Raw genomic sequence first — 15,066 nt, forward strand, 5'->3', positions numbered from 1 at the left:
TCCTTTGAGTGAGGGCGGGGTTTGTTTCCAAATCGGTTTGGATAGTAAGTCAAAACCGATTTGGAAGTCAAAATAGGACGGAATAGCAGTATGATGAGCCGGCTTGCTCATCATTTCGTCACACGGGTGTGATGACGGGGCGCGACGAGATCTTGGGGGGAAGAGTTGAAAACGAATTTGAAGGCACTGGCTAACGCGCTGGGCCTGTCGAGAACGACCGTCAGCAGGGCGCTGAACGGCTATGACGACGTGAGCGAGGCAACCCGGCAGCGGGTGATCGAAGCGGCGCGGGCGCTTGGCTACCAGGCCGATCCGACTGCGCGCCGATTGGCCACCGGGCGCGCCGACGCGATTGGCATCGTGTATCCGTTTGGCGCGAGCGATCTGGGCGACCCGCGTTTTTGCGAGGTCGTCGCGGGCATTACCGAGGCGCTCGGCGAGCGTGACATGGATCTGATCATCGCGTCCGCGCGGCCCAATGCGGAGCTTGAGACATACCGGCGTCTCGTTGAAGGACGCTCGGTCGATGGCCTGATCGTCGCGCGCACGCGGATGGACGATAGACGCATCGCGTTTCTCCAGGAGCGGAATTTTCCGTTCGTCGCTTACGGCCGCACGAATACCGAGCAGCCCTATTGGTGGTTCGACTTCGACAACGAAGCGGGCGCGCGGACTGCCGCACGGCGGCTGATCGAGTTCGGTCATCGCAGGATCGCGCTGATCAGCGCGCCGCTGGCGATGACCTTCGCGGCCCAGCGCCGTGAAGGCTTTGTGAGCGCGCTGCGCGATGCGGGGCTCGCACCGTCGCCTGAACTGATGGTCGAATGTACGTTCGACGGCGCGGGCGGTCATGATGCAGCCACCGCGCTGCTGAACCTCGCCGACCCGCCGACTGCGGTGCTCGTGGACAACAACCTCGCAGGCGCGGGCGCATTTCGGGCGATTGTCGACAGCGGCCGCAAGCTCGGCCGCGATGTTTCACTGATCGTCTATGACGGCGTGCCTTCCGACGTCTCGCATCCCTATGCAGTGACGGGCGTCGTGCAGCCGACTGGCCACGCGTCCGGCAAAGCCATTGCCGAACTGATGCTGAACGCGATCGACGATCGGGACCGTTGCGCGCATCGGCTCGCATTGCCTCGCATCGAGCCGGGTGATACGGACGGCCCGATGCATTGACGCGGAGTTGTCGCGTTAAAGTGTTCGCGACGCATTAGCTGCGAGGACGTGCATTTGCTCAGAAAGCGAACAGACCTTGGGTGATCTCAGTGGAATGATGCGAGGCGGCGAAGCGTGCCGCGAGCTGTTTGCGATAGAGCGGGGCACGTCGCAGGTGTCGCGTGAGCGCGAAGAGCTGTCGGATCGAACCGAAGCTCGACAGGAAAGCCTGGGTGCGCTCTGGATCGCGAAAGCCACGCATGCGTCGCTCGCGTTCGCGTGTCGGCTGATGACTGTTTTCAAGCATCCTGCGCAGCGTGTCGTCTAGTTCTTTGTGGTGACAGGCGACGGCGACTGATGCGCGCACACGAGTCGCATCAATGATTCGCGGGCTCGTGCGCAGAACAGCTCGGCGATTCCCGGCAGCGGCTGCGTCGACGCGCGCACGAGGTAGAGCTGGTCGCGAATCTCGGGTTGGAAAGGCCGCACGGCGACACGGTTTTTCGCGTACGCCGCCGTCACGGGATCGATCAGCGCGACACCGGCGCCGTTGGCGACCAGCGCGACGATGGTCTGCGACAACTGTGCCTCGACGCTCATCTGACGCTGGACGTTCTGCTCGACGAATACGCGGTCGATGGCCGTGCGCGCGTCGAACGAGCGCGGGAACGAGATGAACGATTCGCCTTCCAGGTCGGCCGCCTTGAGCACGCGCTTTCTTGCCAGTCTGTGCGTGAGCGGCAGAATGCAGCGCATCGACGCATCCGTCAGCCGTTCGGGCCGCACGGACGGATGCGGAATCGCTTCTGCGATGAACCCGACGTCGCATCGGCCCGACGCCACCATGTCCACGACGGTGCTCGCGCTATGCGTGAGCAAGGTCACGTCGATGCCCGGATGCGCCTGCACGAACTGCGCGACGACGGCGGGCAGCAGTTCGAGCGCGATGGCGGGCGACCCGGCCACCCGCAGCGAGCCGCGCCGCATCGCGCGTATCTGCTGGGCCGCATGACCGATGCGGTCGAGACCGACGAACGCGCGCTCCACCTCTTCGTATAACACGCGCGCTTCCGCGGTCGGCACGAGCCGTCCCTGCTGACGCTCGAATAGCGTAAAGCCCACGCTGTCCTCGAAATCCGCAATCAGGCGGCTCACCGCCGGCTGCGAGATATGCAGCGACTGCGCCGCGCGCGTTACCGTGTGCCGCTGGATGAGTGCACGGAAAGCTTCCACCTGTCGGATGTTGAGGTCGGCCGAGGTCATAACATTCACTTATAGACGAGAGAAAAAACGGCATTTGACGCAGCATTTTGCCAGTTGGATGCTACGTCCGACAGCATTTCTATCGATACGGACGCAGTGGATCAACGCCATAACATTCGTTCCGCCAGCAGGGTGCGGACATGAAATCGAACACCTACGATGTCGTCGTTGCGGGCGGAGGGCTCGTCGGCATGGCGATCGCGTACGGTCTTGCGCGGCTGCGCCTGCGCGTCGCCGTGTGCGACGGCGCGGACAACGCATACCGCGCCGCGCGCGGCAATTTCGGCCTGGTGTGGGTGCAGGGCAAGGGCGGACGCTGCCTGCCGTACGCGCAGTGGTCGCTCGGCTCGTCGCAGCGTTGGTCGACCTTCGCGGCGCAGCTATCGCGCGAAACGGGTGTCGACGTGGGTTTCGAGCGTCCGGGCGGCATCGAGCTGTTCGAAACGCACGCGGAACTCGATAAGGGACACGCGCTGCTCGAATCGTTGCGCGAGCAGGACGCGGGGCTCGATTACGAAGTGCTCGATTCGAACGCGTTGCGCAAGCGCATTCCCGCAGCGTCGCCGGAACTCGCGGGCGCGCTCTATTCGCGCAACGACGGCCACGCCAACCCGCTCTACACGCTGCGCGCCTTGCAACAGGCGTTCGCTGTGCACGGCGGCGAGTATCGGCCGCATGCCGAAGTACGCGAAGTACTGCCGCGCTCGGCCAGTTTCGATGTCGTCACCGCGACGGGCACGCTCAACGCCGGACGCGTCGTGCTCGCGGCAGGACTCGGCAATGCGCGGCTCGCGCCGATGGTCGGCCTCGACGCGCCCGTCTCGCCGTTGCGCGGACAGATCATGGTGACGGAGCGTCTAGCGCCTTTCCTCGATTATCCGACGCTGGTGGTGCGGCAGACGCGCGAAGGCTCGGTGATGCTCGGCGATTCCGCCGAAGACGTCGGTTTCGACGACGGCACCACGCGCGGCGTGATGGCCGATATCGCGCGCCGCGCGCAGACGGCATTTCCGATCCTCGCGCACGCGCGCATCGTGCGGGCATGGGGCGCGCTGCGCATCATGACGCCGGACGGTTTGCCCGTCTACGAAGAATCCGCGTCGTCTCCGGGCGCATTCGTCGCGATCTGCCATAGCGGCGTGACGCTCGCTGCCGCGCATGCCGAAACGCTCGCATCGTGGATCGCGGGCGGCGCGCGTCCGCGGATCATCGAGCCGTTCGTCACCGCGCGTTTCCAACCGCGCCAGGAGCAAGCCCATGTTTGAACTCTTGCCGCTGGCGTCGGCGGCGACCGTCGGCATCGAGATCGACGGCGATCCGCTGCGCGTTCCCGCGCATTTCACCGTCGCTGCCGCACTGCTCGCGAACGGACCGATGGCGTGCCGCACATCGGCTGTGAGCGGCGCGCCGCGCGGGCCGTTCTGCATGATGGGTGTATGCTTCGAATGCCTCGTCGAAATCGACGGCGTGCCGAACGTACAGGCGTGCATGACGCGGGTCGCCGAAGGCATGCGCGTGCGATCGATGCAAGGCAAGGCGAGGCTCGCATGACGGATACACGATGCGATCTGCTGATCGTCGGCGCGGGGCCGGCAGGGATGGCGGCCGCCTGTGAGGCGCGCAAGCGTGGTCTTTCGGTCATCGTCGCCGATGAGGGTCATGCACCGGGTGGCCAGGTCTACCGCGATGCGGCCACATCGCCGCTGCGCAGCATCGTGGCGCTCGGCGAGGACTACGCGGCGGGGCGGCCGCTGATCGAGCGCTTCTTCGCGTGCGGCGCGCGATATCTGCCGCACACGCTCGTGTGGCAGATCGGCCGTGAGGGGCGCATGGGGGCAACGCAAGCCGTGGCGATGCTCACGCGCGGCAATGCGGCCGATGCCGGCGACGCGCACGGACTCGATCACGCGAGCGGCACGCTGGCCGTCCATGCGCGCGCCGTCCTGCTCGCGACGGGCGCGCAGGAACGTCCGTGGCCGATTCGCGGCTGGACGTTGCCCGGTGTGATGGGCGTCGGTGCGGCGCAGACCGCGCTCAAGTCCGCGGGGCTCGTGCCGTGCGCGCAGACCGTGCTGGTCGGCGGCGGGCCCTTGCTGTGGCTGTTCGCTTCGCAGTTGCTCGAAGCTGGCCGCAGGGTCGCGGCGATCGTCGATACGACGCCGCCGGACGCGTATACGAAAGCGCTGCGTCATCTGCCGCGCGCACTCAGGGCCGCCGACTATCTGCTCAAGGGCTGGCGCATGATGCGCGCCGTGCGCCGCGCGGGCGTCGCCATTCACCGTCACGCGCGCGCCGTCGAAATCGTCGGCGACACGCGGGCGCGCGCTGTTCGCTTTATCGACGGCGCTGGCAACGCGCAGCAGATCGAAGCATCGCTGATACTGCTCCATCAAGGCGTGATTCCGTCGACGAATCTTGCGCGCGCAACGGGCTGCGCACACGAGTGGGACACGCGCGCGGCCTGCTGGCATCCGCAAACGGATGCATGGGGGCGCAGCAGTGTCGCCGATGTGTGGATTGCCGGCGATGGCGCGGGCATCGGCGGCGCGCAGGCGGCGGCGTTTACCGGCACACTCGCGGCGCTCGACATCGCCGCGCAACTCGGCGCGCTCGACACCCGAACGCGTGACCGCGCGAGCCGCGCGCCACGCGCCGCACTGAACCGTCATCTCGCCGTTCGGCCGTTGCTGGATGCGCTGTACACGCCGCCGCCCGCATCGCGATTGCCCACCGACGAAGTCATCGTATGCCGTTGCGAAGAAGTGACGGCGGGCGAGATACGTCGAATCGCCGCGCAGGGCTGCACGGGACCGAACCAGATGAAGGCATTCTCGCGTTGCGGGATGGGTCCGTGCCAGGGCCGCTGGTGCGGCACCACGGTCGGCGAACTGATCGCATACGCGCAGGCGAGAGACCCCGCCGATGTCGGCTACTACCGGATTCGCGCGCCCGTCAAACCAGTCACGATTGCGCAACTCGCGCAGGCCATGCCCGTCGACACCGATGTCGCGCGCGGCGAATTTCCCAGTTGAAACGCTGCATGGTTCGCGTGCGCAAAACGCTTCGCTTTTCCCTGACGTTGGACCCTTGACCTTTGACCTTTGATCTTTAGCGAGGAGTGCTTTGATGAAACATAGCTTGAGCGTGATGGTGGCGGCGGTATCGATGGCGCTCGCGTGTGCGGCGTCGGCGAAAGAGTGGCAGACGATACGCGTGGGCATTGACCCGACCTATCCGCCGTTCGAATCGCTGTCGACGAGCGGAGCGGTGGTCGGCTTCGACGTCGATCTCGGCAACGCGCTGTGCGCGAAGCTGAAGGCGAAATGCGTGTGGGTGCAAAGCAGCTTCGACGGCCTGATTCCGGGCCTGCAGGCGCGCAAGTTCGATGTGATCCTGTCGTCGATGGCGGCGACGGCGAAGCGCCGCGAGCAGATCGATTTCACCGATCGTCTCTATCGTAACCAGACCCGCCTGATCGCGCGCGAAGGCTCGGGTCTGCTTCCCGATGCCGCGAAGCTCGCGCACAGGCGTGTCGCCGTTCAGCAGGGCACGGTGCAGGAAACCTACGCGCGCGAGAAGTGGGCGAGCGCTGGTGTCGAGGTGGTGCCGTACCAGAACTACGACCAGGCCTACGCGGACCTCGGCACGGGCCGCGTCGATGCCGTGCTGATGGACGCGGTGCAAGGCAAGCTTGGCTTTCTCGATACCCCGGCCGGCAAGGGCTTCGCGTTCGCGGGCAACGTTGTTTACGATCCGACGATCATGGGCGATGGCGATGCCGCCGGCGTGCGCAAGTCCGACAGCGATTTGCGCGATGCGTTGAACGTCGCGATTGCTGAAATGCTGCGCGATGGAACGTACAAGAAGATCGAAGCGAAGTACTTCCCGTTCGATATGTACGGCAAGTAACGGCCCTTCACGCGGCCACGTGTGCCGATGCCCTCGGATAGGCCGAATCAGATTCCACTCCCTTAGGCGCGAGGCGGAATGCGTTTCACAAGCCGCCGGTGTGCGCCTGATGAAGTCGCGGAGATCGGCCGGCTGTGTCTCGATCTGCACGCCCGCAAAACACGGCAGGAATTCTGCGGAAGTGCCGTTACACAGCCGGCCTGACGCGGCATAGCAATTGCTGTATCCCGTCAGTCGCTCACCCTGCCGGGCGAACAGCGGAGCACGAGATGTCGACTTTGGCAACGATACGTCAGTGGGTGGCTGGCGCCTTCACGAGGACGAAAGGATCGGGCGGTCTCCGTCAGCAAGAGTCGATGCAAGGCTCGATCGATCATTCACAGTTGGGGGCGTGGACCCGGATCTGGCGGGAACAGGACTCCAACGACGACTGGACCCGTCTCAGATGCATCAATGTCATGCGCTCTCCACTTGTCAGTACGCCAGATACGCCGATAGACGCCGCGTTAGCACTGCTTCTGGACAACGGAGCGGAGGCCATGCCGGTGGTCGACAGAGAACAGAATCTCGTTGGGCTGGTGACCGCGAGTTGTCTGACGGCTGGACCTGAGCATCTCCATGCGACGACACCTGCCGATCGGCAATGCGTCGGCAAGGTAATGCTCACCGACATCGATGCTGTGGGCGAAACCGATAGCATAGCGACTGCATTTGCGATCTTGACCGAGGAGGGATGCCACTGTCTGCCCGTTCTCGACTGGCATGGACATGTTGCAGGTGTGTTGACCGAAGCGGACATACTGGACCTGTCGGGAAGTCCCGCGGCTGCGCGTTGGCGGGTCTCTGCTTACCTGACAGGCAGATGATTGACTGTTGGACGTATCGAGCCGTCGCGACTCGTTGATGCACACGACGGCACAACTATGCCGTCGCGGGAAGACTTAAGGCCCGACCGTAATCATGAGCGTGATGTCCACGACGTAATCCGGCGGCGGGGCTCCTGGTCCGAAGTCTCCCGCCAGATAGTGGAACCTGCCGCCATAGTGAATCGTGTGTGAGCCTGTAGGCAACGGTTTCAGGATCAAATAGTAGCCGTCGGCTACGGCCGTGCCGGTTCCGTAGTTATGTTCTGGTAGTCCGAAGACCCAGCGCAACGCTGCCTTAAACGTAAATTGGTCGGTACGGACGCGATACGCCGTAACATCGGCGACCGGGACGTTGTCGATTGTGACGAACAGGTCTTGAATACGATCGGCGAAGCGGTCGGCAATGACCCGTTCGTCCGCCGCCGTGGTGGCAGTGTAGGCGCCAGGGGGCAGCAGCGTCGAAGAAAAAGTATCGAGCGTCGCGAGCAAGATGGATGTGCCCGCAGGAATCACATTTGCGGACTGGTCGCAAGTCTGCGGAGCGTTGGGAACGCTGAGCGCGTGAAAGTAGGAACTGGGCGTGGCCCAATACCAGAGATTGCCGCTTTGCCCGGCTGAGATAGGACGAGTACAGTTGATTAGCGGGTTTGGAAAAAACGGACCGTTGTCTGTCATGTTCACCCACTGCCAGAAGGACACTACCCACTGACGGTAGGTTTTCCTCTCGAAGCGTGCATAGCGCGGAACGACTTGATGATTAGCTGACCCCGCATGCGCGGCTGAGTTGCTGACGGCAGCACCGGCCGAGTTGATGACGGCGTTGTTGGCGGCGGCCGCGTTGGCTGTGCCATCGGTGCCGCCACCTCCGCATCCAGCGAGTGCGACTGCAATCGTCGTGGTAATCGTCGAGGTTCTCAATGCCCTCATGACTCGGGGCATTACGGCAGCGAGGTCATGATCCGTATCGTTCATCACGCTCTCCTACCGGGTGCCCTTACTTGCCTTATTGCCAGCCGATCCGCGTTATGTGAATAGCCGTGGCTCGTGGTTAAGTTCAGCGCTGGGCAAAAAAGTGGCGGCGCTTCCCAGACGTTCTCAGTTGACACGATCGCCCCGGTCTGCGAGTCGCCTGACTGATGGTAACTTCGGCTGAGCGCTACGCCGGGAACAAGATAGCATCGCGTGTTCCTGATCCTTGGTCAGCTGGTCGCTGAGCCAGACGCGCAGCCAGGCAGCAATGACAGCACGGTGACTCATCCGCTACGCACGACGGTCGGCAGCCGTTAATCAAAAAGACGAGCGCCGAATATAGTGCGGTGGAGCAAGATTGGCCGAGGTGGTGCGATGCCAGGCTACATCTTTCCCCACGTCGAAGCGACGTTTTATGGAGGCCCCTGCGCTTCCACCTTTGAATGGCTCAATGGCTTCAGGTTCGGCCGTGTACTCGATGGCGAGAATGCTCAAGCGCACAGTCGTAGCCAACGCGCGCCCGATTTTTGTGCGCTTGCTGTGATCGTGCGGCGAGCTACGTCGCGGCACCTCTACTCGGGGCGAGCGATGCTGTTGCTCCGTTGAGCGAATCGGCAAGCTCAATGACATTTGTCGCGAAGAGCTTGGGCGTCCAGCGACGGACCGTCGAAACGGCGTTCTGCGCGAATCGCTCCCGCAACGCCTCGTCCGTTGCCAGTCGTGCGAGCCTGTCGGCCAGGGCTGCGGCGTCGCCCGGCTCGACGATGAAGCCGTTGATACCGTCAAGCACCAGTTCGTTTGCTACGCCGCATGTCCTGGTTACGATGGCCGGCCTGCCTGCGGCGAACGCCTCACTGATGCAAAGGCCCCATTGGTCGTACGCGCTCGGCAGCACGGCGAATTCGGCAAGTGAATAGAGGGCCGGCATTTCGCAATAGGGGACGCAATCGAGGATTTGTATGTGCCTGTTCATGCCCTGTTGATCGATTGCATTGCGGACTTTCGGCGCGCACGGGCCCTGTCCCACCAGTAGCAGGGAAAGTCCCGCCGCATGCACTTGTGACAGAGAGAATGCCTCGATCAACAGATCGATATTCTTGCGCTTGATGAACCGGCCGACGCAGATGACGTAGCGCGCGGGAAGTCCGAAGTTGCAACGAATCGTTGACGCGTTCGCGAGGGCTGCGCGTGAAGCAGCCGAAAAATGCTCAACGTCGATTACGTCGAAGCCGATTCTCGACCGGCTCAATGGAATACCCAGCGATTGGGCATAAGCACGGTGTTTTTCGCCGGCGACCAGCGCACCGTCAAAGCCCGAGACCAACAGCCGCTTCAGGCGCTCCTTGAGTACGTATCGCGTGCCGTCATCTGCTTTCGAGTCCGACATGTAGATCAGCGTATACCGTCTTCCCAAGACTTTCAGCAATCGCAGGAAAAGGGAATAGTACGTGTTATAGCCGAGCGTCACGACGACGTCGGGCCTGCATCGACGTAGCGCGGCGAGCAACCCGTTACCGACGCGCCACCAATGATGATCTGCCTCGTCGGCATTTTCGACCAACGTGAGAGCATCCGGTGGGCAGTTCTGGAAAAATGCGATGCGACGCTCCTGCGGGAAGGAATAAGCCCCGGATCTTCCAAATACCTCGACAAGGTAGACGTTGTGTCCGCGAGCGGTCGCAAGCCTTGCGAGTGCTTCGTAGCGCGGGACGTGATAGTCGCCCAGATTGCCGATGATGAAAAGGACACGCATTGGATCAAGACCGCCATGATTGAACGAGAGGGAACGTCGAACGTGATGCAACATCCACGGCGCAGCAGGAATCCTGCCCGGAGGCGTGCCGTTGGCGCGGGGGCGAGTGCGTGCCAACGCGTGACTGGTCGCACAAGGTGAACATGCGCGCTGGCGAAATCGCGCAGATCGGAAACGGGCGACTACGATGCAGCGGGGCGAGCGTGTACGAATCGATCGCCGACGTACCGACTGCCGCGACAGGTACGTGTCCGTTGTTATTGGAAATGACAATGCGCGCGCGTTCCATCAATACAAGTCACGTTATGAGTCGACGGCTGGACGCTGCTGGCTTGACGGGAGCTCGCGCCAATAGCGCTGACCCTCATCCACTGTCGCTCGGCTTTGTGATGCTCGCCTTGCTCGCGCTCGGTCTTGCGCAGCCATTTGTTGAGCAGCGTATACGCGGCAGCGCGAGCCAATGCCGAATGCCCGCGAGGTAACACAGTGTCGCGACGAGCAACGGGTTCGACCGTCAGTTCACGCTTCGCGTTGCTATCCGCGAGCCTGCACTGCGCTTTTTACACGACGTCTTGTAAATAATGGACCGCCGCGGCGCTTCACGACAGCACGTAGAACGGAAGAGCTGCGAGCACGGGAGGCATCCGTTGTCGCAGCGCGCCGTTGCCTGGCGTCGATGGCCAATGAACGACACGCAGCAGATAATCGGACGACTGCAGCGCGAGCAGATCGAGCGCGACAAGTTCTTCCTCGCTGCCAATGGACAAGTCGTGCATCCGGCCTCATAGAACACCGGCGTCCTAAGACACATCCGCTCGGCCATATAGCAGACAGGCAAGTGGCCCGGCAGTCCATGGAAATGGCTGGCCAATCACCATGTCGGCGTCGGAGGCATGATCGGCGATGACGTTTCTCTGCGCGCCAAGGCATGCGCCCTCAATGTAACCAGAAAACACTCGACCCGATACGTCAACGCCACGACGGACGTTCGGGGACGAAAGCGGTTGCTGCTCATGGGGTTTTGGTAAACAGCCGAAGGTTCACTGGGTACACACGAGATCAGCTGAGGTACGGCGGCGGGACTGTCATGGATATGATCGCGCGGACGGGCGACCACGTCGACTCGTTGAGCCCGTTCGATCAGTCTTTCGCGTGCTGAGAGGTGGCGTCCCACATGATCCGCGGGTCGAACGCACGCGACGCGGCCATCATCAGGAAAACGACGAGCGCGAATACAGTCGCGCCGATCGAGGGCCTCGACTACGCCATCCCGACAATTTTCGCGACTGGAATAACGATGTTCGTGCAGATCGTCCGAAGGCTGAATGACTGACCACTATTATGATTGTGATGTGGGCGCAGATGCTGCATGGCGGCGACATGCTGGCCGTACAGATAACCGGCATGCCACTGCTCCTCGTCGAACTTCCCTTCGCTGGTGATGTATGGGCACTCGCGTGCCCGGCCAGCAAAGCCTCTTTCGTAGCCCTCGCTGAAGCTACGGTCATAAAGGTTCGCCTCGGTCACTCGCGCTCTCCGTAATACCCCGAACTCGGCACTGGCCTGCTTGAGGAGGCCAATTGTTATTCCAACGAGTGCGTTGTGCTCAACGACCTGGAGCCTCCCCGTCGGATATCACACGCATGCTGCTCTCGCGCACAAGCGCGCGCATTCCCAATCAGCATGGCTCGTTCCTGATGCGCCGAATTTTCGTGGACTGTCTGGCGCAGTACTTTGCGCTAACGACAACGAAAACAGGCCACGGCGCAGTTCGTCATCGACGCGGTCTTGCCGGCACGTCTTTGGAGCAATGCCGCATGCGAACGGTGATGCATCGGATACACATCGTGAACGCGTTGATCCGGGATGCTATGGGAACGCCTATCAAGCTCGAATTGGAGACGATGGCATCTCAACGCGCAAAGGCTCACTGATGTGCAATATGTCGTCAACGAGATGGGGATTGCACTACGCCAGTTGCAATGCCGGTCCAATCCCCGAATCGCGCAGGTGTCGTAGACGTGGTTCGGTTGGGTACTTCATTTTCACATTCACCGGAATTGCCGACATCATCGGCTTGAGGCGAGCGCGCGGCAGTGCCTTCTCGAGTGTATTTCGGATTGCGCCGCGCCATACGTGAATTAAGTGATCCGCGCAAAGCCAATGGGTTATCGGGTGAGCGCCTTAAGGCGCCGTAAAAACCTGAGCCGCCCGAGGCGATCAGCGATCAGCTTCTTCAGAGCGTGCGGCATTTTTCGTGGCTTTGAATCCGTATGTGTGCCCAAATCAGGCACACATACGGTCCGAATGGCCCTCGTCATTAACCCTTCGCCGAAGGCGACGGGTGCAGTACTGGAACGCAATCACGTGACCGCGGTTTGTACCGTTTCAGCGCTATATGAAAAGCAGAAATCTGCCTTTCGGATCGTCAATGCCAATCAGCGCTATCCAGCGCTCAACGCTAGAAGGGATGGCAGCGGGAAACTGGCGGCAGCTCCTGGAGCTGGCTGACGTCCTGCAGCACGTCTTGCGCGATCTGACTCTTTTGCAAAAGAAATTCACGAACGCAGCAGGCCGATGCTCGCTCAGTTGCGAACAAAACTTCAGCAGCTCGAGCTGTCTCGCTATGGTCCCGCCACGAGTGACGGTCACGACTGTCCGGCGGGCATTCGGAGAGCCGAGAGCGCGGGCAGCATTTGTGTGACGTGTGACGGCGTCCAGTGAGCGAGACGATGGGACGACATTCGGGGGCCTCGTCGGCGGGGCATATGGGGATAAAGCCACTGCACCGGGCGCAGCGTCTTACTCGCGTCGTCGGGCGCACGCGGCAGCAAGCCTTCGCTCCTGCTTCGGCATGGCGTATGCTCATACCATCCGCCGGACGGATGTCGAATAGGAGGCAACCATGGAAGCGTGCCCTGCTTGCCAAGCGTTGGTCGGGATGCCTTCAATGCACCCTCCGCACAGAGACCTCTTGCGTGTCGGGACTGGTGTTTTCGGTACGCCTCAAAAGCCAATCGCGCGTTACGTTGAGTATCGCTGCAGGTCTTGTGGTACATGGCTAAATCAGAACACCGCCGAGGGCTCACCGGCAGGGATCTGGTCCGCGTGCGGGTTGGCGGCGGCACAGATTCAGGAGTCGAAAAATTCGGCGGTTGACGCGAGGAGGGCGGCAGCGGCTGCAGTCGCCGCAGTAATCGGGCGCCCGCGCTAGCGCCGCTCGTACCGGGCGGCGTGAATCCCGTCGATGACGCGATTGCCTTCGACATCGGGTACACCGGTTGGCAGGAGGCACCGGGCACGCGCATTCGGAAAACTGACTGCGCGTGCCTGCGGCCCTCGACTATTGCTTGAAGAACTGGCCCGCATGTGACCGCGAAGCCGCCATCCCTGTTGTCGTGCGAACTCATAGGTGCAGCGCTGAGCGAGCGAGACCTGAAAGTCGCCTATGCACGCCACGCCACGCGAGTTGCCTTGCGGTTTCAGGCGCGCAAACCGAGAAGAACTGGTTCTCGTTGTCAACGATCATGCACAGTACCGTCGGTTCGGAGGGTTCCGAAGATACGGAGTAACTTGCAGCATTTGTCGAGTTGCGGAGCGGCACTTGCGAACTGTGCCTTGAGCTGAAAATACGCCGTACGCGGTGAAATATGATTCGCATTCCAAATATAAATTCCGTATTGGCTCAATTTGAATTGCTTTCCCCATTTGCGTAAAAGGTTAGTGACCGGAAATAGAGGGATCAAACCCGAAGCGATTTATATTAATATTATAGAAACGCCATTCACGAAAAAGATATCCAGACCGATCATGCATCCATCTTTTCTCTGGGCTTTTGAGGCAGATTGCCTCCACGAGTCTGACATGTAGAACGTCAGGGGACGATTTAGGCGCTCGTTATTGAAATCAGTACTTTTCTGCGCTACGGCGGGTTAACTCTACCCGCATGAAACGCTTATAATTCACCTGCCTGAAAATTCTTCCGTAAGCGATCCGCTCGACGTCCAAGATGCTGAGCATTGAGTAATAGCTACCGAAGAGGGCATTGCGTGTAGCCAGACATCGTCTTGCAGCGAAAAGCGAGCGGACCTGAATGTCTGGTTGTCAATTCCTGCGCCGGTTTTTCAGTGTGGAAACCCGACGCACGGATCTTGGCTGTTCAGTTGCAGGATTGCGTAGCAGCGTCGTCGAACCGCTGGGGTTCGACGACAGCATTGTGTCGTCAACGCAAGGCGAAGGACGAGTCTGACCGATCAGGAATCCTGATCGATCGGCCAAAAATTCGCAAAGCGGAAGTCAGACGACAGGCGCGGTGGCCGGCATTTGACTCGATTCATAACCGATCGTCTGACATCATCCCGCTGATGCGAGCGTGGTCGCACGTAGGGCGGATCGATGGCATGTGTCGATGGTCATCTGCTCACGCAAGAGGTGCGTAAGTCGAGCGCTTTCAGTTTCGAGGAATGGTGTTTCGAGCACGTCTTATTCATACGTAATAACTAAGGTGTACGTAATAGCAGGTGGGCGGCTCGCGGAGATTTGCGAGCTTGAGCGCGTGGCATCCTCCCGCCCACTTCTCCTCCTATTTGATAACACGAAGACGGGATGACGACCTGGATCGATCTTGCTGGTCCTCGGGGAAACTGTCTTCGGCTAAACATACGGACAATGATGAGCTATTGGAAATTACTGGGGGTTGCATCGGCAACTATATTGGCATCGTTTGGTGCAGAACATGCACAGGCTCAAGCGACCGTCGGCAACTCGACGCTCTCATGCGGGAACCCGACGCAACAGGCGGGCGGCACGGCGAACGGCCTGATCACGGCCGACACGCCGACGAGCGACGGCCTGCGCGTATTCCAGAACAACACGCCGTTCAAGCTCGCGATCACGACGAACGCGCCGAACGCGGATACCGTGGTGTGGTCGATTGCCGATTCGAACGGCGCGATCAAGACGCAGGGCAGCTTCCCCGTGAACTCCGGCGTGCAGACCAACACGATCTCCTGTACGTCGACGTGGTCGGGCTACGGCGCGCTGACGGCCACGCTGCGCGCGAGCGGCGGCACGCTGCCGCACAGCGGCACGCGTCCGACGGGCATCGCGACGTTCGGCGTACTGCCGAACCTCGCGCCCGTGCTCGGC

At 61.5% G+C, this 15,066-nt stretch carries 14 protein-coding genes and 2 pseudogenes; 8 read left to right on the forward strand and 8 right to left on the reverse strand.

Going from position 1 to position 15,066, the window contains the following annotated elements; genetic code table 11:
* The first annotated feature begins 165 nt into the window (after window positions 1-165).
* The gene (locus BMW76_RS35205) at window positions 166-1,179 is read left to right on the forward strand and encodes a substrate-binding domain-containing protein (RefSeq protein ID WP_090873441.1); all 1,014 of its coding nucleotides are present in this window, start codon (window positions 166-168) and stop codon (window positions 1,177-1,179) included.
* 58 nt (window positions 1,180-1,237) lie between these two features.
* On the opposite strand, the pseudogene BMW76_RS35210 reads toward BMW76_RS35205, so the two are convergent.
* Both BMW76_RS35210 and BMW76_RS35215 read right to left on the reverse strand, forming a co-directional pair.
* Window positions 1,238-1,459: pseudogene (locus tag BMW76_RS35210) on the reverse strand (IS6 family transposase); the annotation flags it as partial.
* A gap of 23 nt (window positions 1,460-1,482) precedes the next feature.
* Window positions 1,483-2,421 carry a LysR substrate-binding domain-containing protein gene (locus tag BMW76_RS35215; protein WP_090873442.1) on the reverse strand — a complete coding sequence of 313 codons (939 nt, stop codon included), beginning with the start codon at window positions 2,419-2,421 and terminating at the stop codon, window positions 1,483-1,485.
* Between the two features lie 140 nt (window positions 2,422-2,561).
* Between BMW76_RS35215 and BMW76_RS35220 the strand changes: the two genes are divergently transcribed.
* The 5 genes from BMW76_RS35220 to BMW76_RS35240 all read left to right on the forward strand — a co-directional run bounded on the left by BMW76_RS35220 (window position 2,562) and on the right by BMW76_RS35240 (window position 7,196).
* Window positions 2,562-3,686, forward strand: a complete 1,125-nt coding sequence (locus BMW76_RS35220; protein ID WP_090873443.1) for an NAD(P)/FAD-dependent oxidoreductase — start codon at window positions 2,562-2,564, stop codon at window positions 3,684-3,686.
* A complete protein-coding gene (locus BMW76_RS35225; protein WP_090873444.1) occupies window positions 3,679-3,972 on the forward strand; it encodes a (2Fe-2S)-binding protein in 294 nt (97 codons plus the stop codon). The genes BMW76_RS35220 and BMW76_RS35225 overlap by 8 nt, the downstream gene beginning before the upstream one ends.
* On the forward strand, window positions 3,969-5,453 hold the full coding sequence (locus BMW76_RS35230; protein ID WP_090873445.1) for an FAD/NAD(P)-dependent oxidoreductase: 1,485 nt from the start codon (window positions 3,969-3,971) through the stop codon (window positions 5,451-5,453). Before BMW76_RS35225 ends, BMW76_RS35230 begins: the two co-directional genes overlap by 4 nt.
* Before the next feature lie 94 nt (window positions 5,454-5,547).
* The gene (locus BMW76_RS35235) at window positions 5,548-6,330 is read left to right on the forward strand and encodes an ABC transporter substrate-binding protein (RefSeq protein WP_090873446.1); all 783 of its coding nucleotides are present in this window, start codon (window positions 5,548-5,550) and stop codon (window positions 6,328-6,330) included.
* Between the two features lie 356 nt (window positions 6,331-6,686).
* A complete protein-coding gene (locus BMW76_RS35240; RefSeq protein WP_177200581.1) occupies window positions 6,687-7,196 on the forward strand; it encodes a CBS domain-containing protein in 510 nt (169 codons plus the stop codon).
* Between the two features lie 75 nt (window positions 7,197-7,271).
* Here BMW76_RS35240 and BMW76_RS35245 read toward each other — a convergent pair whose 3' ends face one another.
* The 6 genes from BMW76_RS35245 to BMW76_RS42255 form a co-directional block, all read right to left on the reverse strand.
* Window positions 7,272-8,168, reverse strand: a complete 897-nt coding sequence (locus BMW76_RS35245; RefSeq protein ID WP_090873448.1) for a hypothetical protein — start codon at window positions 8,166-8,168, stop codon at window positions 7,272-7,274.
* 315 nt (window positions 8,169-8,483) lie between these two features.
* Entirely contained in the window at window positions 8,484-8,660 is a 177-nt protein-coding gene (locus tag BMW76_RS41455; RefSeq protein WP_177200582.1) for a hypothetical protein, read from the reverse strand.
* 61 nt (window positions 8,661-8,721) lie between these two features.
* Window positions 8,722-9,918, reverse strand: coding sequence for a glycosyltransferase (locus BMW76_RS35250; protein ID WP_090873449.1), 1,197 nt, complete (start codon window positions 9,916-9,918; stop codon window positions 8,722-8,724).
* 599 nt (window positions 9,919-10,517) lie between these two features.
* The gene (locus tag BMW76_RS41460) at window positions 10,518-10,694 is read right to left on the reverse strand and encodes a hypothetical protein (protein ID WP_177200583.1); all 177 of its coding nucleotides are present in this window, start codon (window positions 10,692-10,694) and stop codon (window positions 10,518-10,520) included.
* A gap of 364 nt (window positions 10,695-11,058) precedes the next feature.
* Window positions 11,059-11,166, reverse strand: a complete 108-nt coding sequence (locus BMW76_RS42250; RefSeq protein ID WP_281248585.1) for a paraquat-inducible protein A — start codon at window positions 11,164-11,166, stop codon at window positions 11,059-11,061.
* Window positions 11,167-11,178: 12 nt separating this feature from the next.
* Entirely contained in the window at window positions 11,179-11,445 is a 267-nt protein-coding gene (locus tag BMW76_RS42255; RefSeq protein WP_245763521.1) for a hypothetical protein, read from the reverse strand.
* A gap of 116 nt (window positions 11,446-11,561) precedes the next feature.
* Here BMW76_RS42255 and BMW76_RS35260 point away from each other — a divergent pair, with 116 nt between their 5' ends.
* Window positions 11,562-11,852: a hypothetical protein gene (locus BMW76_RS35260; RefSeq protein ID WP_090873450.1), complete on the forward strand. Its 291-nt coding sequence runs from the start codon at window positions 11,562-11,564 to the stop codon at window positions 11,850-11,852.
* A gap of 2,779 nt (window positions 11,853-14,631) precedes the next feature.
* Window positions 14,632-15,066, forward strand: a pseudogene (locus BMW76_RS35265) (hypothetical protein); the annotation flags it as partial.

The organism is Paraburkholderia diazotrophica (genome assembly GCF_900108945.1).
Lineage (GTDB): Bacteria > Pseudomonadota > Gammaproteobacteria > Burkholderiales > Burkholderiaceae > Paraburkholderia > Paraburkholderia diazotrophica.

Bases quoted from the DNA above. Each gene is read 5' to 3' on its own strand.
- BMW76_RS35215 (WP_090873442.1), bottom strand. From the start codon at position 2,421: ATGACCTCGGCCGACCTCAACATCCGACAGGTGGAAGCTTTCCGTGCA.
- BMW76_RS35220 (WP_090873443.1), top strand. From the start codon at position 2,562: ATGAAATCGAACACCTACGATGTCGTCGTTGCGGGCGGAGGGCTCGTC.
- BMW76_RS35225 (WP_090873444.1), top strand. From the start codon at position 3,679: ATGTTTGAACTCTTGCCGCTGGCGTCGGCGGCGACCGTCGGCATCGAG.
- BMW76_RS35230 (WP_090873445.1), top strand. From the start codon at position 3,969: ATGACGGATACACGATGCGATCTGCTGATCGTCGGCGCGGGGCCGGCA.
- BMW76_RS35235 (WP_090873446.1), top strand. From the start codon at position 5,548: ATGAAACATAGCTTGAGCGTGATGGTGGCGGCGGTATCGATGGCGCTC.
- BMW76_RS35240 (WP_177200581.1), top strand. From the start codon at position 6,687: ATGCAAGGCTCGATCGATCATTCACAGTTGGGGGCGTGGACCCGGATC.
- BMW76_RS35245 (WP_090873448.1), bottom strand. From the start codon at position 8,168: ATGAACGATACGGATCATGACCTCGCTGCCGTAATGCCCCGAGTCATG.
- BMW76_RS35250 (WP_090873449.1), bottom strand. From the start codon at position 9,918: ATGCGTGTCCTTTTCATCATCGGCAATCTGGGCGACTATCACGTCCCG.
- BMW76_RS41460 (WP_177200583.1), bottom strand. From the start codon at position 10,694: ATGCACGACTTGTCCATTGGCAGCGAGGAAGAACTTGTCGCGCTCGAT.
- BMW76_RS35260 (WP_090873450.1), top strand. From the start codon at position 11,562: ATGCTGCTCTCGCGCACAAGCGCGCGCATTCCCAATCAGCATGGCTCG.